The 20,225-nt window shown below is 66.8% G+C and carries 18 protein-coding genes and 1 pseudogene; 14 read left to right on the forward strand and 5 right to left on the reverse strand.

What is annotated here, in order from left to right:
• Positions 1 to 134: 134 nt before the first annotated feature.
• From AC3WOS_RS17425 to AC3WOS_RS17435, 3 genes are all read left to right on the forward strand, one after another.
• The gene (locus AC3WOS_RS17425) at positions 135 to 545 is read left to right on the forward strand and encodes a type 2 periplasmic-binding domain-containing protein (protein ID WP_492717287.1); all 411 of its coding nucleotides are present in this window, start codon (positions 135 to 137) and stop codon (positions 543 to 545) included.
• Positions 546 to 575: 30 nt separating this feature from the next.
• Entirely contained in the window at positions 576 to 1,745 is a 1,170-nt protein-coding gene (locus AC3WOS_RS17430; protein ID WP_492717288.1) for a porin, read from the forward strand.
• A gap of 234 nt (positions 1,746 to 1,979) precedes the next feature.
• Positions 1,980 to 3,368: an FAD-binding oxidoreductase gene (locus AC3WOS_RS17435; RefSeq protein WP_492717289.1), complete on the forward strand. Its 1,389-nt coding sequence runs from the start codon at positions 1,980 to 1,982 to the stop codon at positions 3,366 to 3,368.
• Between the two features lie 74 nt (positions 3,369 to 3,442).
• Here AC3WOS_RS17435 and AC3WOS_RS17440 read toward each other — a convergent pair whose 3' ends face one another.
• Positions 3,443 to 4,303, reverse strand: a complete 861-nt coding sequence (locus AC3WOS_RS17440) for an SDR family oxidoreductase (protein WP_492717290.1) — start codon at positions 4,301 to 4,303, stop codon at positions 3,443 to 3,445.
• A gap of 88 nt (positions 4,304 to 4,391) precedes the next feature.
• Here AC3WOS_RS17440 and AC3WOS_RS17445 point away from each other — a divergent pair, with 88 nt between their 5' ends.
• A complete protein-coding gene (locus AC3WOS_RS17445) occupies positions 4,392 to 4,790 on the forward strand; it encodes a winged helix-turn-helix transcriptional regulator (RefSeq protein WP_492717291.1) in 399 nt (132 codons plus the stop codon).
• Between the two features lie 39 nt (positions 4,791 to 4,829).
• A pseudogene (locus AC3WOS_RS17450) lies at positions 4,830 to 4,943 on the forward strand (BBE domain-containing protein); the annotation flags it as partial.
• 249 nt (positions 4,944 to 5,192) lie between these two features.
• Here the strand turns inward: AC3WOS_RS17450 and AC3WOS_RS17455 are convergent.
• Positions 5,193 to 5,975, reverse strand: coding sequence for a hypothetical protein (locus tag AC3WOS_RS17455; RefSeq protein WP_492717292.1), 783 nt, complete (start codon positions 5,973 to 5,975; stop codon positions 5,193 to 5,195).
• A 172-nt stretch (positions 5,976 to 6,147) separates the two neighbouring features.
• Here AC3WOS_RS17455 and hutU point away from each other — a divergent pair, with 172 nt between their 5' ends.
• From hutU to AC3WOS_RS17495, 8 genes are all read left to right on the forward strand, one after another.
• Positions 6,148 to 7,860 carry a urocanate hydratase gene (gene hutU, locus AC3WOS_RS17460; protein ID WP_492717293.1) on the forward strand — a complete coding sequence of 571 codons (1,713 nt, stop codon included), beginning with the start codon at positions 6,148 to 6,150 and terminating at the stop codon, positions 7,858 to 7,860.
• Between the two features lie 28 nt (positions 7,861 to 7,888).
• Positions 7,889 to 9,451, forward strand: coding sequence for a histidine ammonia-lyase (hutH, locus tag AC3WOS_RS17465; RefSeq protein WP_492717294.1), 1,563 nt, complete (start codon positions 7,889 to 7,891; stop codon positions 9,449 to 9,451).
• Between the two features lie 37 nt (positions 9,452 to 9,488).
• Positions 9,489 to 10,277, forward strand: a complete 789-nt coding sequence (gene hutG, locus AC3WOS_RS17470) for an N-formylglutamate deformylase (protein ID WP_492717295.1) — start codon at positions 9,489 to 9,491, stop codon at positions 10,275 to 10,277.
• Complete coding sequence (locus AC3WOS_RS17475) at positions 10,274 to 11,677, forward strand: formimidoylglutamate deiminase (protein ID WP_492717331.1); 1,404 nt, start codon at positions 10,274 to 10,276, stop codon at positions 11,675 to 11,677. Before hutG ends, AC3WOS_RS17475 begins: the two co-directional genes overlap by 4 nt.
• Positions 11,674 to 12,249, forward strand: a complete 576-nt coding sequence (locus AC3WOS_RS17480; protein WP_492717296.1) for a HutD/Ves family protein — start codon at positions 11,674 to 11,676, stop codon at positions 12,247 to 12,249. Before AC3WOS_RS17475 ends, AC3WOS_RS17480 begins: the two co-directional genes overlap by 4 nt.
• 70 nt (positions 12,250 to 12,319) lie before the next feature.
• Positions 12,320 to 13,546 (forward strand): imidazolonepropionase, encoded by a 1,227-nt coding sequence (gene hutI, locus AC3WOS_RS17485; protein WP_492717297.1) that lies wholly within the window; start codon positions 12,320 to 12,322, stop codon positions 13,544 to 13,546.
• A 141-nt stretch (positions 13,547 to 13,687) separates the two neighbouring features.
• Entirely contained in the window at positions 13,688 to 16,369 is a 2,682-nt protein-coding gene (locus AC3WOS_RS17490) for a zinc-dependent metalloprotease (protein ID WP_492717298.1), read from the forward strand.
• Positions 16,370 to 16,437: 68 nt separating this feature from the next.
• Positions 16,438 to 18,081: a glycine betaine ABC transporter substrate-binding protein gene (locus AC3WOS_RS17495; protein ID WP_492717299.1), complete on the forward strand. Its 1,644-nt coding sequence runs from the start codon at positions 16,438 to 16,440 to the stop codon at positions 18,079 to 18,081.
• Here the strand turns inward: AC3WOS_RS17495 and AC3WOS_RS17500 are convergent.
• From AC3WOS_RS17500 to AC3WOS_RS17510, 3 genes are all read right to left on the reverse strand, one after another.
• Positions 18,067 to 18,243 carry a hypothetical protein gene (locus tag AC3WOS_RS17500; protein ID WP_492717300.1) on the reverse strand — a complete coding sequence of 59 codons (177 nt, stop codon included), beginning with the start codon at positions 18,241 to 18,243 and terminating at the stop codon, positions 18,067 to 18,069. The two genes, AC3WOS_RS17495 and AC3WOS_RS17500, sit on opposite strands and share 15 nt — an antisense overlap.
• Before the next feature lie 259 nt (positions 18,244 to 18,502).
• Positions 18,503 to 18,991, reverse strand: coding sequence for a GNAT family N-acetyltransferase (locus AC3WOS_RS17505; RefSeq protein WP_492717301.1), 489 nt, complete (start codon positions 18,989 to 18,991; stop codon positions 18,503 to 18,505).
• Positions 18,988 to 19,926, reverse strand: coding sequence for a DMT family transporter (locus AC3WOS_RS17510; RefSeq protein WP_492717302.1), 939 nt, complete (start codon positions 19,924 to 19,926; stop codon positions 18,988 to 18,990). The genes AC3WOS_RS17505 and AC3WOS_RS17510 overlap by 4 nt, the downstream gene beginning before the upstream one ends.
• Before the next feature lie 163 nt (positions 19,927 to 20,089).
• Between AC3WOS_RS17510 and AC3WOS_RS17515 the strand changes: the two genes are divergently transcribed.
• A complete protein-coding gene (locus tag AC3WOS_RS17515; protein ID WP_492717303.1) occupies positions 20,090 to 20,224 on the forward strand; it encodes a hypothetical protein in 135 nt (44 codons plus the stop codon).
• Position 20,225 lies beyond the last annotated feature (1 nt).

Genomic DNA, 20,225 nt, shown 5'->3' on the forward strand with positions numbered 1-20,225 from the left:
CTGAAATCAATTTTCTTCCGCCGCAACGGGCGCGCTCAATCGGGCTGGCGTTAGACTGGTATCGTCCCCGGCGCGCAGGCACGGCCCGCCGCGGCGATACCGTGCAGGCTGTTGCAACGACAACCGGAGGCTAGATGAAAGCACAGATACAGTGGGCGGCCGCAACGTTGCTGCTGGCTGCCATGGCGGCGCCGGCGCAGGCGGAGCTGGTCATCATCGTCAACCCGCAAAACCCCGCCACCCGCATGTTCCCCTCGCAGGCGGCCCAGTTCTTCCTGGGCGGATCGGTGCTGTTTACGCCGATCGAGCAAGCCGAGAATTCCCCCATCCGGGCCGAGTTCGACAAGAAGGTGCTGGAAAAGACGCCGGCCCAGGTGGAAGCCATCTGGTCCAAGATCGTCTTCACGGCCAAGGGCAAGCCGCCCAAGGAGTGCAAGTCCAGCGCCGAAGTGAAGAAGGCGGTGGCCGAGAACGTGAACGCCATCGGCTACATTGAAAAAGCGGCCGTCGATGACAGCGTCAAGGTCATCGCCACGGTACCCTGAACCGCCCCGTCCTGAACTGGAGACTGCTCGATGAAAAAAACTATCATGGCCTGGGCGATCGCGTTGCTGGCATCCGGCAGCGCCGCCGCCATCGACCTCAGCGACGACGGCTCGCTGAAACTGACCGGCTTCTACAACCTGACCGGCGCCAAGGTGCTGAGCGGATCGGCCCAGGGCAGCGGCGCGCCCTGGACTTACCAGCAGTGGAACTGCCCGTGCACGGTGCAGAACTGGGAATACGCGGCCGTCTACGAGCGCAGCGAGGGCTGGCAGTTCGACCGCGAATCGCTGGTGGGCTTCCAGCTGAAGAAGGAATTCTCGCCCACCCTGTCGGCCACGGCCCAGGTGCTGGTGCGGGCCAACAATCCCAACCGCGGCTCGCGTCCCACGCTGGACTGGGCCTACCTGACGTGGCAGCCGTCGGCCGACTCGGCCTGGACGGTGCAGGCCGGCCAGTTCCGCATCCCGCTCTACTACTACAGCGACTACCTGTACATCGGCTACGCCTATCCGTGGGTGCGGCCGGCGCCGGACGTGTACGGCTGGCCGATCTACGCCTACCAGGGCGCCAACGTCACGTATCGCACCCAGCTGGGCGCGACCGACTGGGCCGGCACCTTCCACGTGTGGGGCGGCGGCTACACCCAGCACAACGACGCTTACGACACGCTGATCTACTACACCACGCCCACCCATGAATCATGGAAGGACATGGTGGGCGGCTACGTGTCGGCCAACAACGGCGTGTTCGACGTGCGCGGCATGATGATGTGGTACAAGGACACCACCTGGCAGGACGCGCCCGGCGGCGGGCGCACCACCCTGATCGACGGCGAAAGCACGCGCATCATGGGCATCTCGGCCAATATGGACTACAAGGACTGGCTGGTGAAGTCCGAGCTGGATCGCTACGAGCAGACCGACGCCGCCAAGGGCATCAACAACATCTACAAGTACGCGCTGATCGGCGTGGGCTACCAGTATGGCGCGTGGACCCCCATGTACACCTTCTCGCGCTACACCACGGTGACCGAGCCTATCGAGGCGCGCAACACCCAGTACCTGTCGCTGCGCTGGGACTTCCGCAAGAACATGGCGCTCAAGGCCCAGTACGACGTGAGCAAGGACAAGTCGCACTACCCCTATCCCTTCTTCGGCGATTCCAGGCTGCTGTCCCTTTCGCTGCAGGGCCTGTTCTAGCCCGCCGCCGCCCCGGCGCACGCCGCACGCCGCACGTTCCGCCCGGAGCGTGCGGCGTTTTTCGTCTTGCTTGCAAGTCGGTGCCGCCTGCCTATGATGGAAGATGACTCTGGCGCGCGGCAGGTTCCGACACGGTTGCCGGTACGTTGGCGTACGCACACGGGCGGCGCGCGGGCAGTGATTTGGCCCGCAGCAACAATCCGGCAGTTGGACGAGACGAAGCGGAGGTGCGGAATGAATACAGTAACGACGGGCGCGGTCGACAACCTGCGCGCCAGCCTCAGGGGGCAATTGCTGCAGCCGGCCGATGCCGGCTACGACGCGGCCCGGACCATCTGGAATGCGATGATAGACCGCCGTCCGGCCTACATCGTGCGCTGCGCCGGCGCGGCCGACGTGATGGCGGCCGTGGCCTTCGCCCGCGACAACGGGCTGCGGCTGGCCGTGCGCGGCGGCGGCCACAATATCGCCGGCAGCGCCCTGTGCGACGACGGGCTGGTGATCGACCTGTCGGCCATGCGCGCGGTGCGCGTCGATCCCTTGCAGCGCCGGGCCTGGGTGCAAGGGGGCGCCACGCTGGGCGACTTCGACCACGAGGCGCAGGCCTTCGGCCTGGCCACGCCGCTGGGCATCAACTCCACCACGGGCGTGGCGGGGTTGACGCTGGGCGGCGGCTTCGGCTGGCTTAGCCGCACACGGGGACTGGCCGTCGACAACCTGCTGGCGGCCGACATCGTCACGGCCGACGGCCATTTGCTGCACGTGAATGCCTCCGACCATCCCGACCTGTTCTGGGCCATCCGCGGCGGCGGCGGCAATTTCGGCGTGGTGACCCATTTCGAATTCCTACTCCATCCGGTGGGGCCGCAAGTGAGCGCCGGCCTGATCGTGTTCCCCCACAGCCAGGCCAAGAGCGTGCTGACCCAGTACCGCGATTTCGTCAACCGCATGCCGGAGGAGTTGACGGTGTGGGCTGTGCTGCGCAAGGCGCCGCCGCTGCCGTTCCTGCCCGCCGAGGCGCACGGCACCGACATCGTGGCGCTGGCCGTGTTCTCGCCGCTGGCGCTGGCCGAGTTGCAGGATGCTATCAGCCTGATGCGCGGTTTCGGCCAGCCACTGGGCGAGCACCTGGGCGCCATGCCGTACACGGCGTGGCAGCAGATGTTCGACCCGCTGCTGGCGCCGGGCGCCCGCAATTACTGGAAGTCGCACAATTTCACGCAGCTGGGCGACGAGGCCGTCGACACCGTGGTGCGTTACGCGGGCAACCTGCCGTCGCCCCAGTGCGAGATCTTCCTCGGTTTGCTGGGCGGCAAGGCCAGCGCACCGGCGCCCGATGCGACGGCCTATCCGCACCGCGACGCGCTGTACGCGATGAACGTGCACACGCGCTGGGACAATCCGGCCGAGGACACGCCCTGCATTTCGTGGGCGCGCGAATTTTTCCGCGCCTCGGCGCCGTATGCATCGGGCAGCGTCTACGTCAACTTCCTGACCCAGGACGAGGGTGAGCGCATCGTCGAAGCCTACGGCCCCAACTTCGCGCGGCTGGCCAGCATCAAGGCCCAGTACGATCCGGATAATTTGTTCCGCAACAACCAGAACATCCGGCCGGCTGTCTAGGCGGGACCGCCGCCAGCGTCAGCGGCGCGAGCGGGAGCGGTGCCACCGGACCGCTCCCGCGCCGCGCGCGCACGTCAGGCGGGCGTTGCCAGCTGCTTCCGGAGCATCTCCGTCAACGGCGTCGTCGGCCGGCCGATCAACTGGCTCAGCTGGCGGCTGCCGTCGAACAATCCGCCCTTGGCGGCGCCGCTGTCGGATTCGGCTAACAGCGCCGCAATATAGTCGGGCAGGCCGGCGCCGATCAGGGCGGCTTTGAACTCGCCTTCAGGCAGGTTCTGGTACGCCACGGCCTTGCCGGATTGGTGGGCGATAGCGTGCGCCAACTCGGCAAGCGTGTAGGCATCGTCGCCCGCCAGCTCGTAGATGCGCCCGGCCTGATTGTCCGACGCCAGCACCGTGGCGATCGCCTCTGCATAGTCGGCGCGCGACGCCGACGCGATCCGCCCGTCCCCCGCACAACCCAACACGACACCGTATTGCAGCGCGGTGGGCACGCCGGCCAGGTAGTTTTCCGTGTACCAGCCGTTCCGCAAAATCACCGCAGGCAGGCCGGCGGCGCGGATCAGGCTTTCCGTTTCCTGGTGCTCGGCGGCCAGGGGCAGGGGCGAGGTGTCGGCGTGCAGCAGGCTGGTGTAAGCCAGTAATCTAACGCCGGCGGCGCTGGCAGCGTCGATGACGGCGCGGTGCTGCGGCACCCGGCGACCGACCTCGCTCGAAGAAATCAGCAGCAGCTTGTCCGCGCCGGCGAAGGCGGCGGCCAGGCTGGCCGGCTGGTCGTAATCGGCCTGGCGAACCTGGACGCCGCGGGCCGCGAGGTCGGCAACGGCTGCCGGGTTGCGGACGGCGGCAACGATTTCGCCCGCGGGTATTTTCTTCAGCAGGGCAGCGATGACAAGCCGGCCAAGCTGGCCGGAGGCGCCGGTAATAACAATCATGATGATCTTCCTTTATTTCGATGGTGGGAATCGGCATAATAGTGCGAGAGCTAACTTTTAGTAAGTACGCACAAAAAGGTAAGTGTAAATGAGCAATGAACCTGGTAATCCCGGCCTGGCCGAACTGATGCAGCGTGGTCAACTATTCGCCGAAAAATGTCCGTCCCGCGACGTACTCAAGCACGTTACCAGCCGCTGGGGCGTGCTGTTGCTGGTGGCCCTGCTCGGCGGCACCCACCGCTTCAGCGCATTACGCCGCAAGATCGGCGGCATCAGCGAAAAAATGCTGGCGCAGACCTTGCAATGGCTCGAGGCGGACGGCTTTGTCGAGCGCATCGCCTACCCGGTCGTGCCGCCGCACGTTGAATACCGTCTGACGCCCTTGGGCGAGGAAATCGGCCGCAAGGTGGAAGTGCTGGCCGATTGGATTGAAGCCAACCTGCCGGAAATCATGATGGCGCAGCGCAAGAACGCATTGCAAAATTGATGGTCGGGCGCGCCGGGCCTTGTCGCCCAGGACGAGGGCGAGCGCATCGTTGAAGCCTTCGGCCCCAACTTCGCGCGGCTGGCCAGCATCAAGGCCCAGTACGATCCGGATAATTTGTTCCGCAACAACCAGAACATCCGGCCGGCCGTCTAATTGGCGTAGATCTAGATCAAACCAATATTGTAGCGACTGAGAAAATTTCCCATTTCGGAAGCGTTCAGCAGTTCCAGGGAAGGTGAAGTTTGAACTAGTGGCACCCGATCGAAGATGGCAACTGATTCCGCGTTCGCATAACGCGACCTGAAGTAGATGCCATCTACACCTTGAAGGGAAGCGCTCGCCGCCAAAGGTCAGCCGGCGGGATAGGGCATGAGGTCGCCGCTGGCGAGACCCTTCCCGATGTCATTGCGCGCCCTGTTCCTTGGCATAGCGGCGTTCCACGAGTTGTATGAGAACGTCTACAGGAGTCTTGCGATTCAGAATGAACTCACGTGGCGTCAGGCCATCCAGGTCCTGGGATGGGCTCTGCATGAATGCATGCATACCCCAGCACTCAACCCCCGCCACGGCAAGCGCTTTCAGCACGGGAGTCAAACGGCTCTTTTGCGCGGAAAACTGCCAGCTCGGGTAACGGAAGCCACGTTCGCGCCCGTCTTCGACAAGTGCATAAAATTCGCCGCGTTGCCGCAGCGTATTGAGCCATTTTTCCGATTGTCCGATGTGTTGCGCGGCGTCAGATAGCGTCAAGTTCTCCGGCTTGGCCAATTCGGCCCTCTTGTATCCCTCGCCACGGGCGCGCGCAGCGGCGAACGGGTCAGGCTCTGGTCGCGCTTCCAACAGCAGTTTGGGGAGCTCATGTTCGAATCGTTGCCTGATGAGTTCGTCAAGTTCTGCCCCCGTGACGATGAATAAAGGCTCCTTCATCGCACTCCTTGGATGGGCTGCTGTGATCCATGCGCGATTCCTGGCGCGTAGCAGACGCAATTTCGATCGCATAATTTTGAAACCGGTCATGGGAGAAACGATGACGCCCACATTCGGAAAGCCGTTCTTTTGCTGAGTTTCCAAGCTGAGCGATTGAGCGTGTGCCGGCGTCGCCAGAGGGGACACGGCATGACCGAAGCGGCGTTTTTGCCGCGTCTTGCGAGGAGAGTTGGGAAATACCATGATTCGATAATAGTTCATGAACTACATGAACGCAATGCGATTCATGATGGGCTTCCGATGGTGCCCATTCACACCGAAACAACGCAGAATTCGGTTGACTTAGTTGTATAGACAACTTATGCTTCAAGGATGCGCAGGCTGCGCGTGGAGTGTCGCGCCCGGCCGCCCCCAACCACCTTGAGGAGCCACCATGACCACCCCATCGACCGCCCTGGACCACGATCCCCGTTACGACGCCAGCCGTGAAATCCGCGCCCCGCGCGGCCCCGAGCGCACCTGCAAGAACTGGGGCGCCGAGGCGGCCTATCGCATGATCCAGAACAACCTGGACAAGGAAGTGGCGGAAAATCCCAAGCATCTGGTGGTGTATGGCGGCATCGGCCGCGCGGCCCGCAACTGGGAATGCTACGACCAGATCCTGGCCTCGCTGCGCGAACTGGAAGAGGACCAGACCCTGCTGATCCAGTCCGGCAAGCCGGTGGGCGTGTTCCAGACCCACGCGGATGCGCCGCGCGTGCTGATCGCCAATTCCAACCTGGTGCCCAAGTGGGCCAATTGGGAACACTTCAATGAGCTCGACCGCAAGGGCCTGTTCATGTACGGCCAGATGACGGCCGGCAGCTGGATCTACATCGGCACCCAGGGCATCGTGCAGGGTACCTACGAGACGTTCGCGGAAGCGGGCCGCCAGCACTTCGGCGGCGACATGAAGGGCCGCTGGATCCTGACGGCGGGCCTGGGCGGCATGGGCGGCGCCCAGCCGCTGGCCGCCACCATGGCCGGCGCCGTGTCGCTGACGGTGGAATGCCAGCAGACCAGCATCGACTTCCGCCTGCGCACCCGCTACCTGGACCAGCAGGCCGCTTCCATCGACGAGGCGCTGGAGCTGGTCAGGCACCACACGGCGCGCGGCGACGCGATCTCCATCGGCCTGCTGGGCAACGCGGCCGAAGTGCTGCCGGAACTGGTGCGTCGCGCCAAAGAGGGCGGCCTGATTCCCGACATGGTGACTGACCAGACCTCCGCCCATGACCTGATCAACGGCTACCTGCCGCGCGGCTGGAGCGTGTCGGACTGGAAGAGCGCGCAGCAGGACCCGGAGCGCCACGCGCGCCTGCAGGCCGCCGCCGCCGATTCCTGCGCCGCCCATGTGCAGGCCATGCTGGAGTTCCAGGCGCTGGGCGCCAAGGTGGTCGACTACGGCAACAACATCCGCCAGGTGGCGTTCGACCAGGGCGTGCAGAACGCGTTCGACTTCCCCGGCTTCGTGCCGGCCTACATCCGTCCCCAGTTCTGCGAAGGCCGCGGCCCGTTCCGCTGGGTGGCGCTGTCGGGCGATCCGGAAGACATCTACAAGACCGACGCCAAGATCAAGGAGCTGTTCCCGCACCACGCGCAGGTGCACCGCTGGCTGGACATGGCGCGCGAGCGCATCGCCTTCCAGGGCCTGCCGGCCCGCATCTGCTGGCTGGGCCTGGGCGAACGCCACGTCGCCGGCCTGGCCTTCAACGAGATGGTGCGCAACGGTGAGCTGAAGGCGCCCATCGTGATCGGTCGCGACCACCTGGATACGGGCTCGGTCGCCAGCCCCAACCGCGAGACGGAAAGCATGAAGGACGGCACGGACGCCGTGTCCGACTGGCCGCTGCTGAACGCGCTGCTCAACACGGCCGGCGGCGCCACCTGGGTTTCGCTGCACCACGGCGGCGGCGTGGGCATGGGATACTCGCAGCATTCCGGCGTGGTGATCGTGGCCGACGGCACCGACGCCGCCGCGCGCCGCCTGGGCCGCGTGCTGGTCAACGACTGCGGCTCGGGCGTGATGCGCCATGCCGATGCGGGCTACGAGACGGCCATCGCCTGCGCCAAGCGCAACGGCCTCAATCTCCCCATGATCAAGTAACCGCTCAAATAATTCAGAAAGCACGACGATGAAACAAGCACACAAAAACGCATGGACCCTCAAGCCGGGCAAGATCACGCTGTCCGAGCTGCGCGCCGTGTGGAACGAGACCGGCCGCCTGACGCTGGCGGCCGAAGCCTATCCCGTGATCGAAGCATCGGCTGCCGCCGTGCAGGCCATCGTCGCCAAGGGTGATGCGGCCTACGGCATCAACACCGGTTTCGGCTTGCTGGCCAAGACCCGCATCCCGGACGAAAAGCTGGAACAGCTGCAGCGCAACCTGATCCTGTCCCATTCCGTGGGCACGGGCGCGCTGCTGTCGGACGGCGTGGTGCGGCTGGTGATGCTGATGAAAATCGGCAGCCTGGCGCGCGGCTACTCGGGCGTGCGCCCGCTGATCGTCGACACCCTGATCGCGCTGTACAACGCGGGCATCATGCCGGCCATTCCCGCCAAGGGCTCGGTGGGCGCCTCGGGCGACCTGGCGCCGCTGTCGCACATGACGCTGGCCATGCTGGGCGTGGGCGAGGTGCGCGTGAACGGTGAGCTGATGCAGGCCGCCGATGCGCTCAAGGCCGCCGGCATACCGCCGGTGGTATTGGCCGCCAAGGAAGGCCTGGCGCTGATCAACGGCACCCAGGTGTCGAACGCGCTGGCGCTGCACGGTCTGTTCATGGCCGAGCGTTTGCTGGAAGCGGCCATGGTGACCGGCTCGCTGTCGCTGGACGCGGCCAAGGGCAGCGATTCGCCGTTCGACGCGCGCGTGCACGAGGTGCGCGGCCAGCCGGGCCAGATCGCCGCCGCCGCCATCTACCGCCAACTGGTGACGGGCAGCGCGATCCGCGCCTCGCACCTGGTGGGCGACGAGCGGGTGCAGGACCCGTACTGCCTGCGCTGCCAGCCGCAAGTGATGGGCGCCTGCATGGACCTGATCGGCAACGCCGGGCGCACCCTGCTGATCGAAGCGAACGCCGTCACCGACAATCCACTGATCTTCCAGGACGCGGCCGGCGGCCTGCCCAACATCGTCTCGGGCGGTAACTTCCACGCCGAGCCGGTGGCCTTCGCGGCCGACACGCTGGCGCTGGCCATCGCGGAAATCGGCAGCATCTCCGAGCGCCGCATCTCGCTGCTGATCGACGCCACCCTGTCCGGCCTGCCGCCGTTCCTGGTGCGCGACCCCGGCGTCAACTCCGGTTTCATGATCGCCCATGTGACGGCGGCCGCGCTGGCGTCGGAGAACAAGTCGCTGGCCCATCCGGCCAGCGTGGACACCATTCCCACTTCGGCCAACCAGGAAGACCACGTCAGCATGGCCACCTTCGGCGCGCGCCGGCTGGACGACATGGCCAACAACACGGCCGTCATCGTCGGCATCGAGCTGCTGGCCGCGGCCCAGGGCATCGACTTCCACCGCCCGCTGAAAACCTCGCCCCAGCTGGAGCATGTGCATGCCCAGCTGCGCCAGAAGGTGCCGTTCTTCGACGCCGACCGTTTCTTCGCGCCCGATATCGAGGCGGCCCGGCAGATGGTGCTGAAGGGCGAACTGAGCGCGTCCTGCAAGAACCTGTTCGCGCCGCTGCATCCCTGATGGCGGCAGGCGGGCGACCAAGACTGGAGAGATGACGATGGACTTTCAATTCAATGCTGGCAGCATTCCCTTGCTGGTGTCGATGCCGCACGTGGGCACCGACATCCCGGACGACATCGCGGCCCGCATGACGCCGGCCGCCGTGGAGAAGGCCGACACGGACTGGCACCTGGTGCAGCTGTACGGCTTCCTGCGCGAGATGGGCGCCTCCACGCTGGCGGCGCGTTGGTCGCGCTATGTGATCGACTTGAACCGCCCGCCGGAGAACACCAACCTGTATCCGGGCCAGGACACGACGGGCCTGTGCCCGCTCGATACCTTCCACCGCGAACCGCTGTACCCGCAGGGCGGCGCGCCGGACGAGGCGGAAGTGCAGCGCCGCCTGCGGCTGTACTGGCGGCCCTACCACGACCAGCTGCGTGCTGAACTGGACCGGCTGCTGGCCATCCACGGCAAGGTGGTGCTGTGGGATGCGCACTCGATCGCGTCCGTCGTGCCGCGCTTCTTCGAGGGCAAGCTGCCCGACCTGAACTTCGGCACGGCCGACGGCGCCAGCTGCGCGCCCGGCCTGACGGAAGCCATCGTCACGCACGCCAGGGCACAGGAGCGCTACACGGTGGCCGTCAACGGCCGCTTCAAGGGCGGCCACATCACGCGCCATTACGGCCAGCCGGACGCGCGCGTGCACGCGATCCAGCTGGAGATGTGCCAGTCCACCTACATGAACGAGAGCGCGCCGTTCGCCTACCGTCCCGATCTGGCGGACCAGGTCCAGGGCCTGCTGCGCCAGATGACGCGGGCGGCGGCCGATTGGGCCGGCGCATGACGGCCGGGGCGCAAGCAGCGCAGGCGGCGGCGACCGGGCGCGCCCTGTACGCCCGCCACGCCCTGCTGCCGCAAGGCTGGCGCCAGGACGTGTTGCTGGAGTGGGATGCGGCCGGCAGCCTGACGGCCGTCACGCCCGATGCGGCCCAGCCGGCCGGCGTGGAACTGGCGCAGTACGCGCTGCCGGGCATGGTCAACCTGCATTCGCACAGCTTCCAGCGCGCGCTGGGCGGCAAGACGGAGCGGGCCGGCGACGGCCCGGACAGCTTCTGGACGTGGCGCGAGCTGATGTACCGTTTCGCCCGCAACATCACGCCGCAGCAGATCGAGGCCATCGCGGCCCAGCTGTTTTCGGAATGCCTGCGCCACGGCTACACGGCCGTGTGCGAATTCCATTATGTGCAACGCACGCCGGACGGCGCCCTCTATCCCCGCCCGGCCGAGACGGCCGAACGGGTGATAACGGCCGCACGGTTGGCCGGGATCGGCATCACGATGCTGCCGGTGTTGTATAGTTATTCCGGCTTTGGCGAACAGGCCCTCAAGCCGGAGCAACAACGTTTCCGCACGGATGTGCGCGACGTGCTGGCCGTGATCGAGGCGCTGGAACCGCTGCGCGACGGCCAGACGGAAGTGGGCGTGGCGCCCCATTCGCTGCGGGCGGCCACGGTGCAGCAGATCGGGCAGGTGCTGCAGGTGCTGCCGGCGCACCGTCCGGTGCATATCCACATCGCCGAGCAGCAGGCGGAAGTGGCGCAGTCGCTGGCCTGGAGCGGACGCCGCCCGGTGCAGTGGCTGATGGAAAATGCGGCCGTGGATGCGCGCTGGTGTCTGATTCACGCCACGCATCTGGTGCCGGACGAAGTGGCGGCGCTGGCGGCCAGCGGCGCCGTGGCGGGCCTGTGCCCGACCACGGAGGCGAACCTGGGCGACGGCCTGTTCCCCCTGCAGGAGTACCTGGCGGCGGGTGGCCGCTTCGGCGTCGGCAGCGACAGCCATATCTCGCAGGGCGCGGTGGAAGAATTGCGCTGGCTCGAATATGGGCAGCGCCTGGTCCAGCAGCGGCGTAATATTGCGGTATCGTCCGCGCAGCGCAATGTGGGCGACTTTTTGTGGCAGGGCGCCCTGCAGGGCGGGGCGCAGGCGGCGGGACGGCCGCTGGGTGCCCTGGCGCCCGGCAAGCGTGCCGACGTGGTGGTGCTGGACGACGATCATCCCAACCTGTTCGGGCTGGCGCTGGATGAGGTGCTGGGCACCTTCATCTTCAGCGGCAACGACAACCTGGTACGGGACGTGATGGTCGGCGGCCAGTGGGTAGTGCGCAAGCAGCAGCACGTGGCGCAGCAGGCCATCGCCGCGCGCTTCAGGCAGACTTTGGCCGAACTGAGGGAGTTCCGATGACCCAGCTGATCCAGTATGCAAGCCTACGGCCCACCCCATGGAAGAACGGCGGCGGCAGCACCACGGAAATCGTCGTCATGCCGCCCGGCGCCGATTTCGACCACTTCGACTGGCGCATCAGCCTGGCCACCATCGTCCAGGACGGGCCGTTCTCGCCGTTCCCCGGCATCGACCGCTCGCTGGCGCTGGTGGACGGCGACGGCGTGCTGCTGGACTTCGGCCACGAACGCTTCGTGCTCAGCCCCAGCGATCCGCTGATCGAATTCCCCGGCGAGTCCGCCGTCGAAGCCACCATCACGGGCGGCCTGACGACCGATTTCAACGTGATGACGCGGCGCGGCCGCTGCCGCCACCGGCTGGAGCGGCGCCTGGTAAGCGGCCAGCAGGACCTGGCGCGGCGCAGCGCCACCACCGTGCTGTTCCTGGCCGAAGGCGAAAGCCTGACCCTGAGCAGCGCCACCGAGCGCATTGCCCTGGTGCGCTACGACGCCGTGGTGCTCGACGTGGACCAGGCCTGGACCATGGACACGATACAGGCCACCGTGCTGGTGGCCGACATCATTCCCCATTGATGCCCTCCCACACTCCAATTAACCGCTTGAGCACTCAAGCAAACCAGTTCAGTAGAAAGCAGACCGACGCATGACAGCAGCCTGGGACGCCTTGTTCATCAACGTACACCTGGCCACCATGGCCGACGGCTATGGCGAAGTGCGCGACGGGGCGGTCGCCGTGCGCGACGGCCGCATCGCCTGGCTGGGTCCGCGCGCCGAACTGCCGGCCGACGCGCCCCAGTTCGCCCGCACCGTGCACGATGGCGGCGGCTGCTGGCTCACACCGGGCCTGATCGACTGCCACACCCACATCGTCCATGCCGGCAACCGCAGCGACGAATTCGAGGCGCGCCTGAACGGCGCCAGCTACGAGGACATCGCCCGCGCCGGCGGCGGCATCATGTCCACCGTGCGCGCCACCCGCGCCGCCACCGAGGACGAACTGCTGGCGCAGAGCATCCCGCGCGTGGCCAGCCTGCTGGCCGAAGGCGTGACGACCATCGAGATCAAGTCCGGCTACGGCCTGGAGCTGGAAACGGAGGCGAAGATGCTGCGCGTGGCGCGCCGCCTGGGGCAGGTACTGCCGGTGAGCGTGGCCACCACCTTCCTGGGCGCGCACGCGCTGCCGCCCGAGTTTGCCGGTCGCGCCGAGCATTACATCGCCGAAGTGTGCGCCATGCTCGACACGCTGGCCGAACAGGGCTTGGCCGACGCCGTGGACGCGTTCTGCGAGCGGATAGGCTTCAGCGCTGAACAGACCGAGCGCGTGTTCGTGGCCGCGCGGCGCCACGGCCTGCCCGTCAAGCTGCACGCCGAGCAGCTGTCCGACCAGGGCGGGGCGCAGCTGGTGGCGCGCTACGGCGGCCTGTCGGCCGACCACCTGGAGCACCTGAGCGCGGAGGGCATCGCCGCCATGGCCGAAGCGGGCACGGTGGCCGTGCTGCTGCCGGGCGCCTACTACTTCCTGCGCGAGACGGTGCAGCCGCCGGTGGCCGCCCTGCGCGCCGCCAAGGTGCCGATGGCGCTGGCCACGGACTGCAATCCCGGCACCTCGCCCATGACGTCGCTGCTGCTGACCATGAACATGGCGTGCACCTTGTGGCGCTTGACGCCGCAGGAGGCGCTGGCCGGCTGCACCGTCCACGCGGCGCGCGCGCTGGGGCGCCAGGACGCCATCGGCACCCTGGCCGTGGGCAAGCGCGCCGATTTCGCCCTGTGGCAGATCGCCCGTCCGGCCGACCTGTCGTACGCGATCGGCTTCAACCCATGCCAGGGCGTTGTCAACGGCGGGCTGTTGCGGGCGCCGGGCATCTAGCGGCCGTTGTGGCGAGGGGGGGGCGCAGGTGGCGGCGTGGCCGATTTAGAGGGAATCCTCGAATTTCCGTCCGTGCGGCGGCGCGATCAGGTACATTATCACGAGCGTTTTTCCCGACTTTTAGCCAGTACCAGGATCGCCATGCCCGTGTTGCCGCCGTCGTTCGCCCTGAAAACCCTCGCTTCCACCGTCTTGCTGGCGCTGGCCGCCCAGGCCCTGGCCCAGGATCCTGCGCCCGGCCCCGCGCCTGGCGCGCCCGCTACGCCCGCCACTACCCATACCGATACGCCGGCCGCCACGGCCGCCGCGCCGGCCAATCCGCTGGCGGCCATGCTGGCCGCGGCCTCGGCGCCCAAGGCCTTCACCGACGTGGTGCGCGGCGCGGCCCATATCCCGGGCTTCCTGCCGCTGTACCAGAAGGACGAGAAGGTGTGGCTGGAACTGCGGCCGGAGATGTTCGACCGGCCCATCTTCATGTCGATCAACACCACCAACGGCATCGGCGAGCGTGGCCTGTACGGCGGGCAGATGGGCGAGAGCCAGGTGGTGTACTTCCACCGTATCGGCAACGTGGTGCAGATGATCGCCAAGAACACCCGCTACAGCGCGCGCGGCGGCACGCCGCAGGCGCTGGCCGTGTCGCAGGCCTATTCGGACAGCCTGCTGGCCGCCGCGCCCGTGGCCAGCGCGCCCCATCCGCAAACGCACGGCGTGCTGGTCGAGGCCAATGCGCTGCTGTTCAGCGACATTCCCGGCTACAGCACCCGCCTTGAATATGCCTACCGCCTGCCGTTCGCGCTGGACCCGCGCAACAGCAGCTTCGTCACGCTGCGGGCCGATGAGGCCATGACGGGCCTGCGGGTGAGTGCCCACTACGCCGTGCCCAGGATTTCGCCGCCGCCCATCTCGGCCCAGCCCTTGCCGCTGCCCGGCCCGCCCACCACGCTGCCGGACCCGCGCAGCATGTTCCTCGGTTTTTACTACAGCTTCATGCCGCTGCCGGCCGAACCCATGCACGCCCGGCCGGCGGACGACCGCATCGGCCACTTCGTCACCACCACCCACGATTTCACGGACGACGTCACGCCCACCACGGCCAGCCACGTGATCGAGCGCTGGCGGCTGGAGAAGAAGGATGCGGCCCTGGCGCTGTCGGAACCGAAGCAGCCCATCGTCTACTGGCTGGACAAGAACATCCCGGAAAAATACCGCAAGGCGGTGGAACAGGGCGTGCTGGCCTGGAATGCCGCGTTTGAACGGATCGGCTTCAAGGACGCCATCGTCGTGCGCCAGCAAACGGAGCAGGACCATTTCGACACGCTGGACGCGCGCCATGCATCGATCCGCTGGTTCATCGGCAGCGACGCCGCGTTTGCCGTCGGGCCGGTGCAGGTCGATCCCCGCAGCGGCGAGATCCTCGATGCCGACATCGGCATGTCCGACGTGTTCGCGCGCGATGCCCGCCGGGTGATCGGCGAGAACGGCGCCGGCGTGGCCGCGCAGCCGGCCGGCGACGGGGAGACGCATTGCAACTACATGCTGGACTCGGCCCAGGAAATGGGCTTCGCGCTGGACCTGCTGGAGTCGCGCGGCGAATTCGACCTGGGCAGCCCGCAGGCCGACGCCGTGGCCCAGGCTTATGTGCGCTCGGTCGTCATGCATGAAGTGGGGCACACGCTGGGCCTGCGCCACAACTTCCGCTCCTCCACCGTCTACGACCTCAAGCAGCTGCAGGACCCCGATTTCACGGCCAGGAACGGCATGGCCGGCTCGGTGATGGATTACGCGCCGTTCAACCTGTCGGTCAAGGGCGAGCGCCAGGGCGAGTATGTGGGTTCCACGCTGGGGCCTTACGATTACTGGGCCATCGAGTATGCCTACAAGCCCATCGCACCGGAAAAGGAGAAGGATGAACTGGCCAGGATCGCGGCCCGTTCCAGCGAGCCGCAGCTGGCCTTTGGCACCGACCAGGAAGTGGACGGCCGCGCGGCCGACCCCGACGTCAACGCCTTCGACCTGGGCAGCGACCCGCTGGCCTACGTGCAGCGGCGCCTGGCCCTGTCGCGCGAACTGTGGGACCGCCTGCAGACGCGCCAGCTCAAGCCGGGCGAGAGCTACGAATCGCTGCGCCGCAGCTTCGACTACGGTTTCATCCAGTTCGCGCGCACGCTGCCGGTGGTGGTCAAGTACGTGGGCGGCCTGACCTATCTGCGCGACCACGCCGGCACGGGACGGGCCACCTTCACGCCGGTGCCCCTGCCACGCCAGCGGGCCGCGCTGCAGATGCTGACGGGTAGCCTGTTCCAGGCCGACAGCTTCAAGTTCGCGCCGGCCATGATCAGCCGGCTGGGGCCCGACCACTTCGAGACGCGCGGCCGGCCCGACGTGTCGGTGAGCGGGCGGGTGCTGATGTTGCAGACGGCGGCGCTGGACCAGCTGCTGTCGGACGTGGTGGCCACCCGCGTGCTCGACGCGCAGGAGAAGCTGGACGACGGCAAGAAGGCGCTCAGTCTCGACGAGCTGTATGGCACCGTGCAGTCGGCCGTGTGGAGCGAGCTGAAGACGGGCAAGGAGATCACCGGCATGCGGCGCAACCTGCAGCGCGAGCATTTGAAGCGGCTGACCAATATGCTGCTGCGGCCGGCCGCATCCACTCCGGCCGATGCGCGCAGCCTGCAGCGGGAACGTGGGCTCGAGCTGCAGCGCGAGATCCGCGCCGCGCTGGCCAAGCCGGGCAGCCGCGAGAACAAGGCGCACCTGGACGAATGCTATGAAACGCTGAACCAGGCACTCAAGGCCTCCATGTTCCGCACCGGCGCCTGACCCGCATCCGCGGCGTCGGCCCGGCGATGGTAAGCTTGCCGGATTGACGAAGCGACAGGGGAGAGCGCGTGCGCGAACGGATGGATGCAAAACGCTGGACCGGCCGGCTGCTTTTCCTGGTTGCGGGCTGGCTGGCGGCCGGCTGCCTGTGCGCGGCCGAGGCAGCGGTGCCGGCTGCGGCGCTGCCGTCGGCATCGCGATCGGCATCGGCATCTGCACCGCCACCGGCTTCAGCATCAGCTGCAAGCAGCGCGGCGGGCACGCTGCGCATCGGCTCCAAGCGCTTCACGGAATCGTACATCCTGGGCGAGCTGCTGGCGCAGACTGCTGCACCTTATGCCTCTACCGAACACCTGCCAGGACTGGGCAACACGGCCATCGTGCTGGCCGCGCTGCGGGCCGGAAAAATCGACCTCTACCCTGAATACCTGGGCACCATAGACCAGGAAATCCTGCGCCACAAGGAACCGGCTACGCTGGCACAGATCGGACGCGAGCTGGCGCCGCTGGGACTGGGCGTGGCCGTGCCGCTGGGCTTTAACAACACTTACGCGCTGGCCATGCGCGGCGGCCCGGATGGCCCGCACAAATTGAGCGCGCTGGCGGCCCTGCCGTCGCTGCGCTTCGGCCTGTCGCACGAATTCATCGGCCGCGCCGACGGCTGGCCCGGACTGGCGCGGCGCTACGGCCTGCCGCAGCAGCCGGCCGGCCTCGATCATGGCATCGCCTACGACGCGTTGAAGCAGGGGCAGGTGGACGTGATCGATATCTATTCCACCGACGCCAAGATCGGCCAGTACGGCCTGCGCGTGCTCGATGACGACCGCGGCTACTTTCCCCGCTACGATGCCGTGCTGCTGTACCGCTTGGATGCCGCGGTCCGCTTTCCCGCCGCCTGGATAGCGTTGCAGCGGCTGCAGGGGCGCATCAGCGCCGCCGACATGATCGCCATGAATGCGGCTGCTGAAATCGGCGGCCAGAGTTTTGCGGCCGTGGCGCGCGGTTGGCTGGCGGCCCATTCGCCATCCGCCTCGACATTGAACGCGACGGTGGGCACGCCGTCTGTGCCGGTCCCGCGCGACGGCCTGCTGGCCAAAATCTTCGACGACAAGTTATGGCCCCTCACACGCCAGCACGTGACGCTGGTGCTGCTCGCCGTGGGCCTGGCCTGCCTGACGGGCATTCCGCTTGGCGTGCTGGCCGCCTATGCGCCGCGCCTGCGGCAGGCCGTGCTGGCGCTGGTGGGCGTACTGCAGACGGTGCCCTCGCTGGCCCTGCTGGCGCTGCTCATTCCCTTGCTCGGCATAGGCGCCGTGCCGGCCCTGGTGGCGCTGTTTGTCTACGCGCTGCTGCCCGTGGTGCGCAACACGTGTACCGGCATGCTGCAGGTGCCGCAGGGATTGCGGCTGGCGGCGCTGGCGCTGGGCCTGCGGCCTTACCAGCGGCTGTGGCATGTGGAGCTGCCGCTGGCGCTGCCTGTGATCCTGGCCGGCGTGAAGACGGCCGCCGTGATGAGCGTGGGCACGGCCACCATCGCCGCCTTCATCGGCGCCGGCGGCTACGGCGAACGCATCACCATCGGCCTGGCCCTGAACGACAACGGTATGCTGCTGGCCGGCGCCATCCCGGCCGCCGTGCTGGCCCTGCTGACCCAGGGCGCGTTTGAATTGCTGGAACGGCTGGCCGGCCGCGCCCTGTCACAGCATATGTAGTTTCGCGCGCACCACGGCCACTTCGCGGTGCAGCAGGCGTTCGGCGTGGAAATCGTTTTCGCGCTGGGCGGCGATGGTGTGCAAGTGGCGCTGGCAACGGTCCAGCCGGGAACGCAGATAGGCCTTGTAGACCAGCAACGCGAAGGGCGGCAACTTGTGCATGGCGGACTCCCGGACGAGATGAATATCCATGGTACGGGCCGCCACGGGACGGGCTTTGTGCCGCATCAATCGGGTCCGGAAGGCGGGCGATTGTTGGGCAGGTGTAAGCAATATTGAGCTGGCGTAAGCAAATGTAAAGAACGTGCGCGCGCCGCCGGCCGCAAGTTTATAGTGGAGACGTTGATTCAATCTCCCCTCCCACTCAACATGGGTTCAATCCCACGCGGCGCGCGGCGCCCGTGGGATCTTTTTTTGCCCGTCAGGCCGAGGCCAGCTGTTGCAACGCGGCGCCGGTGACGCGGCAGATGCGCCAGTCCGGCAACAGGTCGGCGCCCACACCTTGATAGAAGTTGATGGCGTTCTCGTTCCAGTCCAGCACCGACCATTCGAAGCGGCCGCAGTTGCGTTCCACCGCCAGCTGGGCCAGCGCCACCAGCATTTGCTTGCCATAGCCCTTGCCCCGGCACGACTGCTTGACGTACAGGTCTTCCAGGTACAGGCCCTTGCGGCACAGGAAGGTCGAGAAGTTGTGGAAGAACAGGGCAAACGTCACCACCACGCCCGCTTCCTCGCCCACGATGGCTTCGCAGGCGGGATGGGCGCCGAACAAGCCTTCGTGCAGCATGGCGGGATTGGCCACTACCAGGTGTTCCAGTTTTTCAAACACGGCCAGTTCGTGGATCATGCCGAAAATGGCATCCACGTCGGCCGGCGTGGCAGGGCGTATCGTCAGTTGGGAGGTGGTCATGTTGAGGCGGCGCTTTCCAGGTCGAGGTTGATGGTGGGTGCGGGTGGTGCGTCGGCGCGCAAGGCCCAGGCCACGCTGGCCAGGCACAGCGCCATGCCCAGCCATTCCAGCAGGCCGGGGCGGAAGTGTTCCAGCCGGATCGACAGCAGCACGGAAATGACGGGCGTGACGACGCCGATGTAGACAGCCTTGTGCGAGCCGATGCGGTGGATCAGCGTGAAATAGCAGGCGAATGCGATCACGGAGCCAAAGATGGCCAGATAGAACAGGCCACCCCAATAGCGGGCCGTGGCGGGCATGGTGAACGGCTGGCCGCTGACGAGCACCCAGGCCGCCACCAGCAGCGTGCCCCACAGCATGGACCAGGCCATGGTGAGCAGCACGTTGTCGGACTGCTGGCGTACCTTGACCACCAGCACGTTGCCGATGGAACTGAAGATGGTGGCGCACAGGGCCAGCCCCAGGCCCAGCAGGAAATGGCCGTTGCCGCCGCCGGCCATGGCCGTCCAGGCCTCGCCGATGGATTGCCAGAACAGCAGCGTCACCCCGCACGTGGCGGCGGCGCCCGCCGTCCAGGTGCGGGCCGTGAGCGGCGTGCCCAGGATCAGGCGGCAGCAGATGGGGTTCCAGAACACCATCAGCGCGAACAGCACGGCCACCAGGGCCGACACCAGGTATTGCTCGGCCGTGTAGGTGCAGATATAGCTCAGGCCGAACGTGGCGAAGCCTTGCAACACCATCCAGCCCTGGGTGCGCCACGGCAGGCGCAGGCGGTCGCCGCGCGCCAGACACCAGGCGAACAGGGCGGCCGAGGCGATGGCGAAGCGGTAGACGACGGACACGGCCGGCGCCACCTGGCCCAGCTGCAAGGTGATGGCGAAGAAGGTGGAACCCCAGATCAGGCAGGCGGAGAGAAACAAAAGAGGAGAGGACATCAACGCAGTATACCGGGCTTCCCGCGGACTTGCTTGGTGGCTACTTTTTTGACAAGTTGGCCACGCATGGATTTGATGCGCCGCAGCCGCGCGCCGTATAGCGCCGCGCCGTCAGCCAAAGTGGCTATTATAAAAAAACCATCTTTCACCACCGGAGACAGGCATGCCTACCTCGCTGCGATTCAAAGTGGCCACCGTGCTCGGCTACGTGCTGCTGAGCACAATGGCCTTCATCCTGCTGGCCGACGACGGCCCCGCCCGCGGGCAGCTCGTGTTTGCCGTGGCGGGCCGGCCCTGAA

Source organism: Rugamonas sp. FW305-51 (genome assembly GCF_058786935.1).

Bases quoted from the DNA above. Each gene is read 5' to 3' on its own strand.
- AC3WOS_RS17440 (WP_492717290.1), bottom strand. From the start codon at position 4,303: ATGATTGTTATTACCGGCGCCTCCGGCCAGCTTGGCCGGCTTGTCATC.
- hutG (WP_492717295.1), top strand. From the start codon at position 9,489: ATGGACTTTCAATTCAATGCTGGCAGCATTCCCTTGCTGGTGTCGATG.
- hutU (WP_492717293.1), top strand. From the start codon at position 6,148: ATGACCACCCCATCGACCGCCCTGGACCACGATCCCCGTTACGACGCC.
- AC3WOS_RS17455 (WP_492717292.1), bottom strand. From the start codon at position 5,975: ATGAACTATTATCGAATCATGGTATTTCCCAACTCTCCTCGCAAGACG.
- AC3WOS_RS17425 (WP_492717287.1), top strand. From the start codon at position 135: ATGAAAGCACAGATACAGTGGGCGGCCGCAACGTTGCTGCTGGCTGCC.
- AC3WOS_RS17480 (WP_492717296.1), top strand. From the start codon at position 11,674: ATGACCCAGCTGATCCAGTATGCAAGCCTACGGCCCACCCCATGGAAG.
- AC3WOS_RS17475 (WP_492717331.1), top strand. From the start codon at position 10,274: ATGACGGCCGGGGCGCAAGCAGCGCAGGCGGCGGCGACCGGGCGCGCC.
- AC3WOS_RS17510 (WP_492717302.1), bottom strand. From the start codon at position 19,926: ATGTCCTCTCCTCTTTTGTTTCTCTCCGCCTGCCTGATCTGGGGTTCC.
- AC3WOS_RS17500 (WP_492717300.1), bottom strand. From the start codon at position 18,243: ATGCACAAGTTGCCGCCCTTCGCGTTGCTGGTCTACAAGGCCTATCTG.
- AC3WOS_RS17430 (WP_492717288.1), top strand. From the start codon at position 576: ATGAAAAAAACTATCATGGCCTGGGCGATCGCGTTGCTGGCATCCGGC.
- AC3WOS_RS17490 (WP_492717298.1), top strand. From the start codon at position 13,688: ATGCCCGTGTTGCCGCCGTCGTTCGCCCTGAAAACCCTCGCTTCCACC.
- hutI (WP_492717297.1), top strand. From the start codon at position 12,320: ATGACAGCAGCCTGGGACGCCTTGTTCATCAACGTACACCTGGCCACC.
- hutH (WP_492717294.1), top strand. From the start codon at position 7,889: ATGAAACAAGCACACAAAAACGCATGGACCCTCAAGCCGGGCAAGATC.
- AC3WOS_RS17435 (WP_492717289.1), top strand. From the start codon at position 1,980: ATGAATACAGTAACGACGGGCGCGGTCGACAACCTGCGCGCCAGCCTC.
- AC3WOS_RS17515 (WP_492717303.1), top strand. From the start codon at position 20,090: ATGCCTACCTCGCTGCGATTCAAAGTGGCCACCGTGCTCGGCTACGTG.
- AC3WOS_RS17505 (WP_492717301.1), bottom strand. From the start codon at position 18,991: ATGACCACCTCCCAACTGACGATACGCCCTGCCACGCCGGCCGACGTG.
- AC3WOS_RS17445 (WP_492717291.1), top strand. From the start codon at position 4,392: ATGAGCAATGAACCTGGTAATCCCGGCCTGGCCGAACTGATGCAGCGT.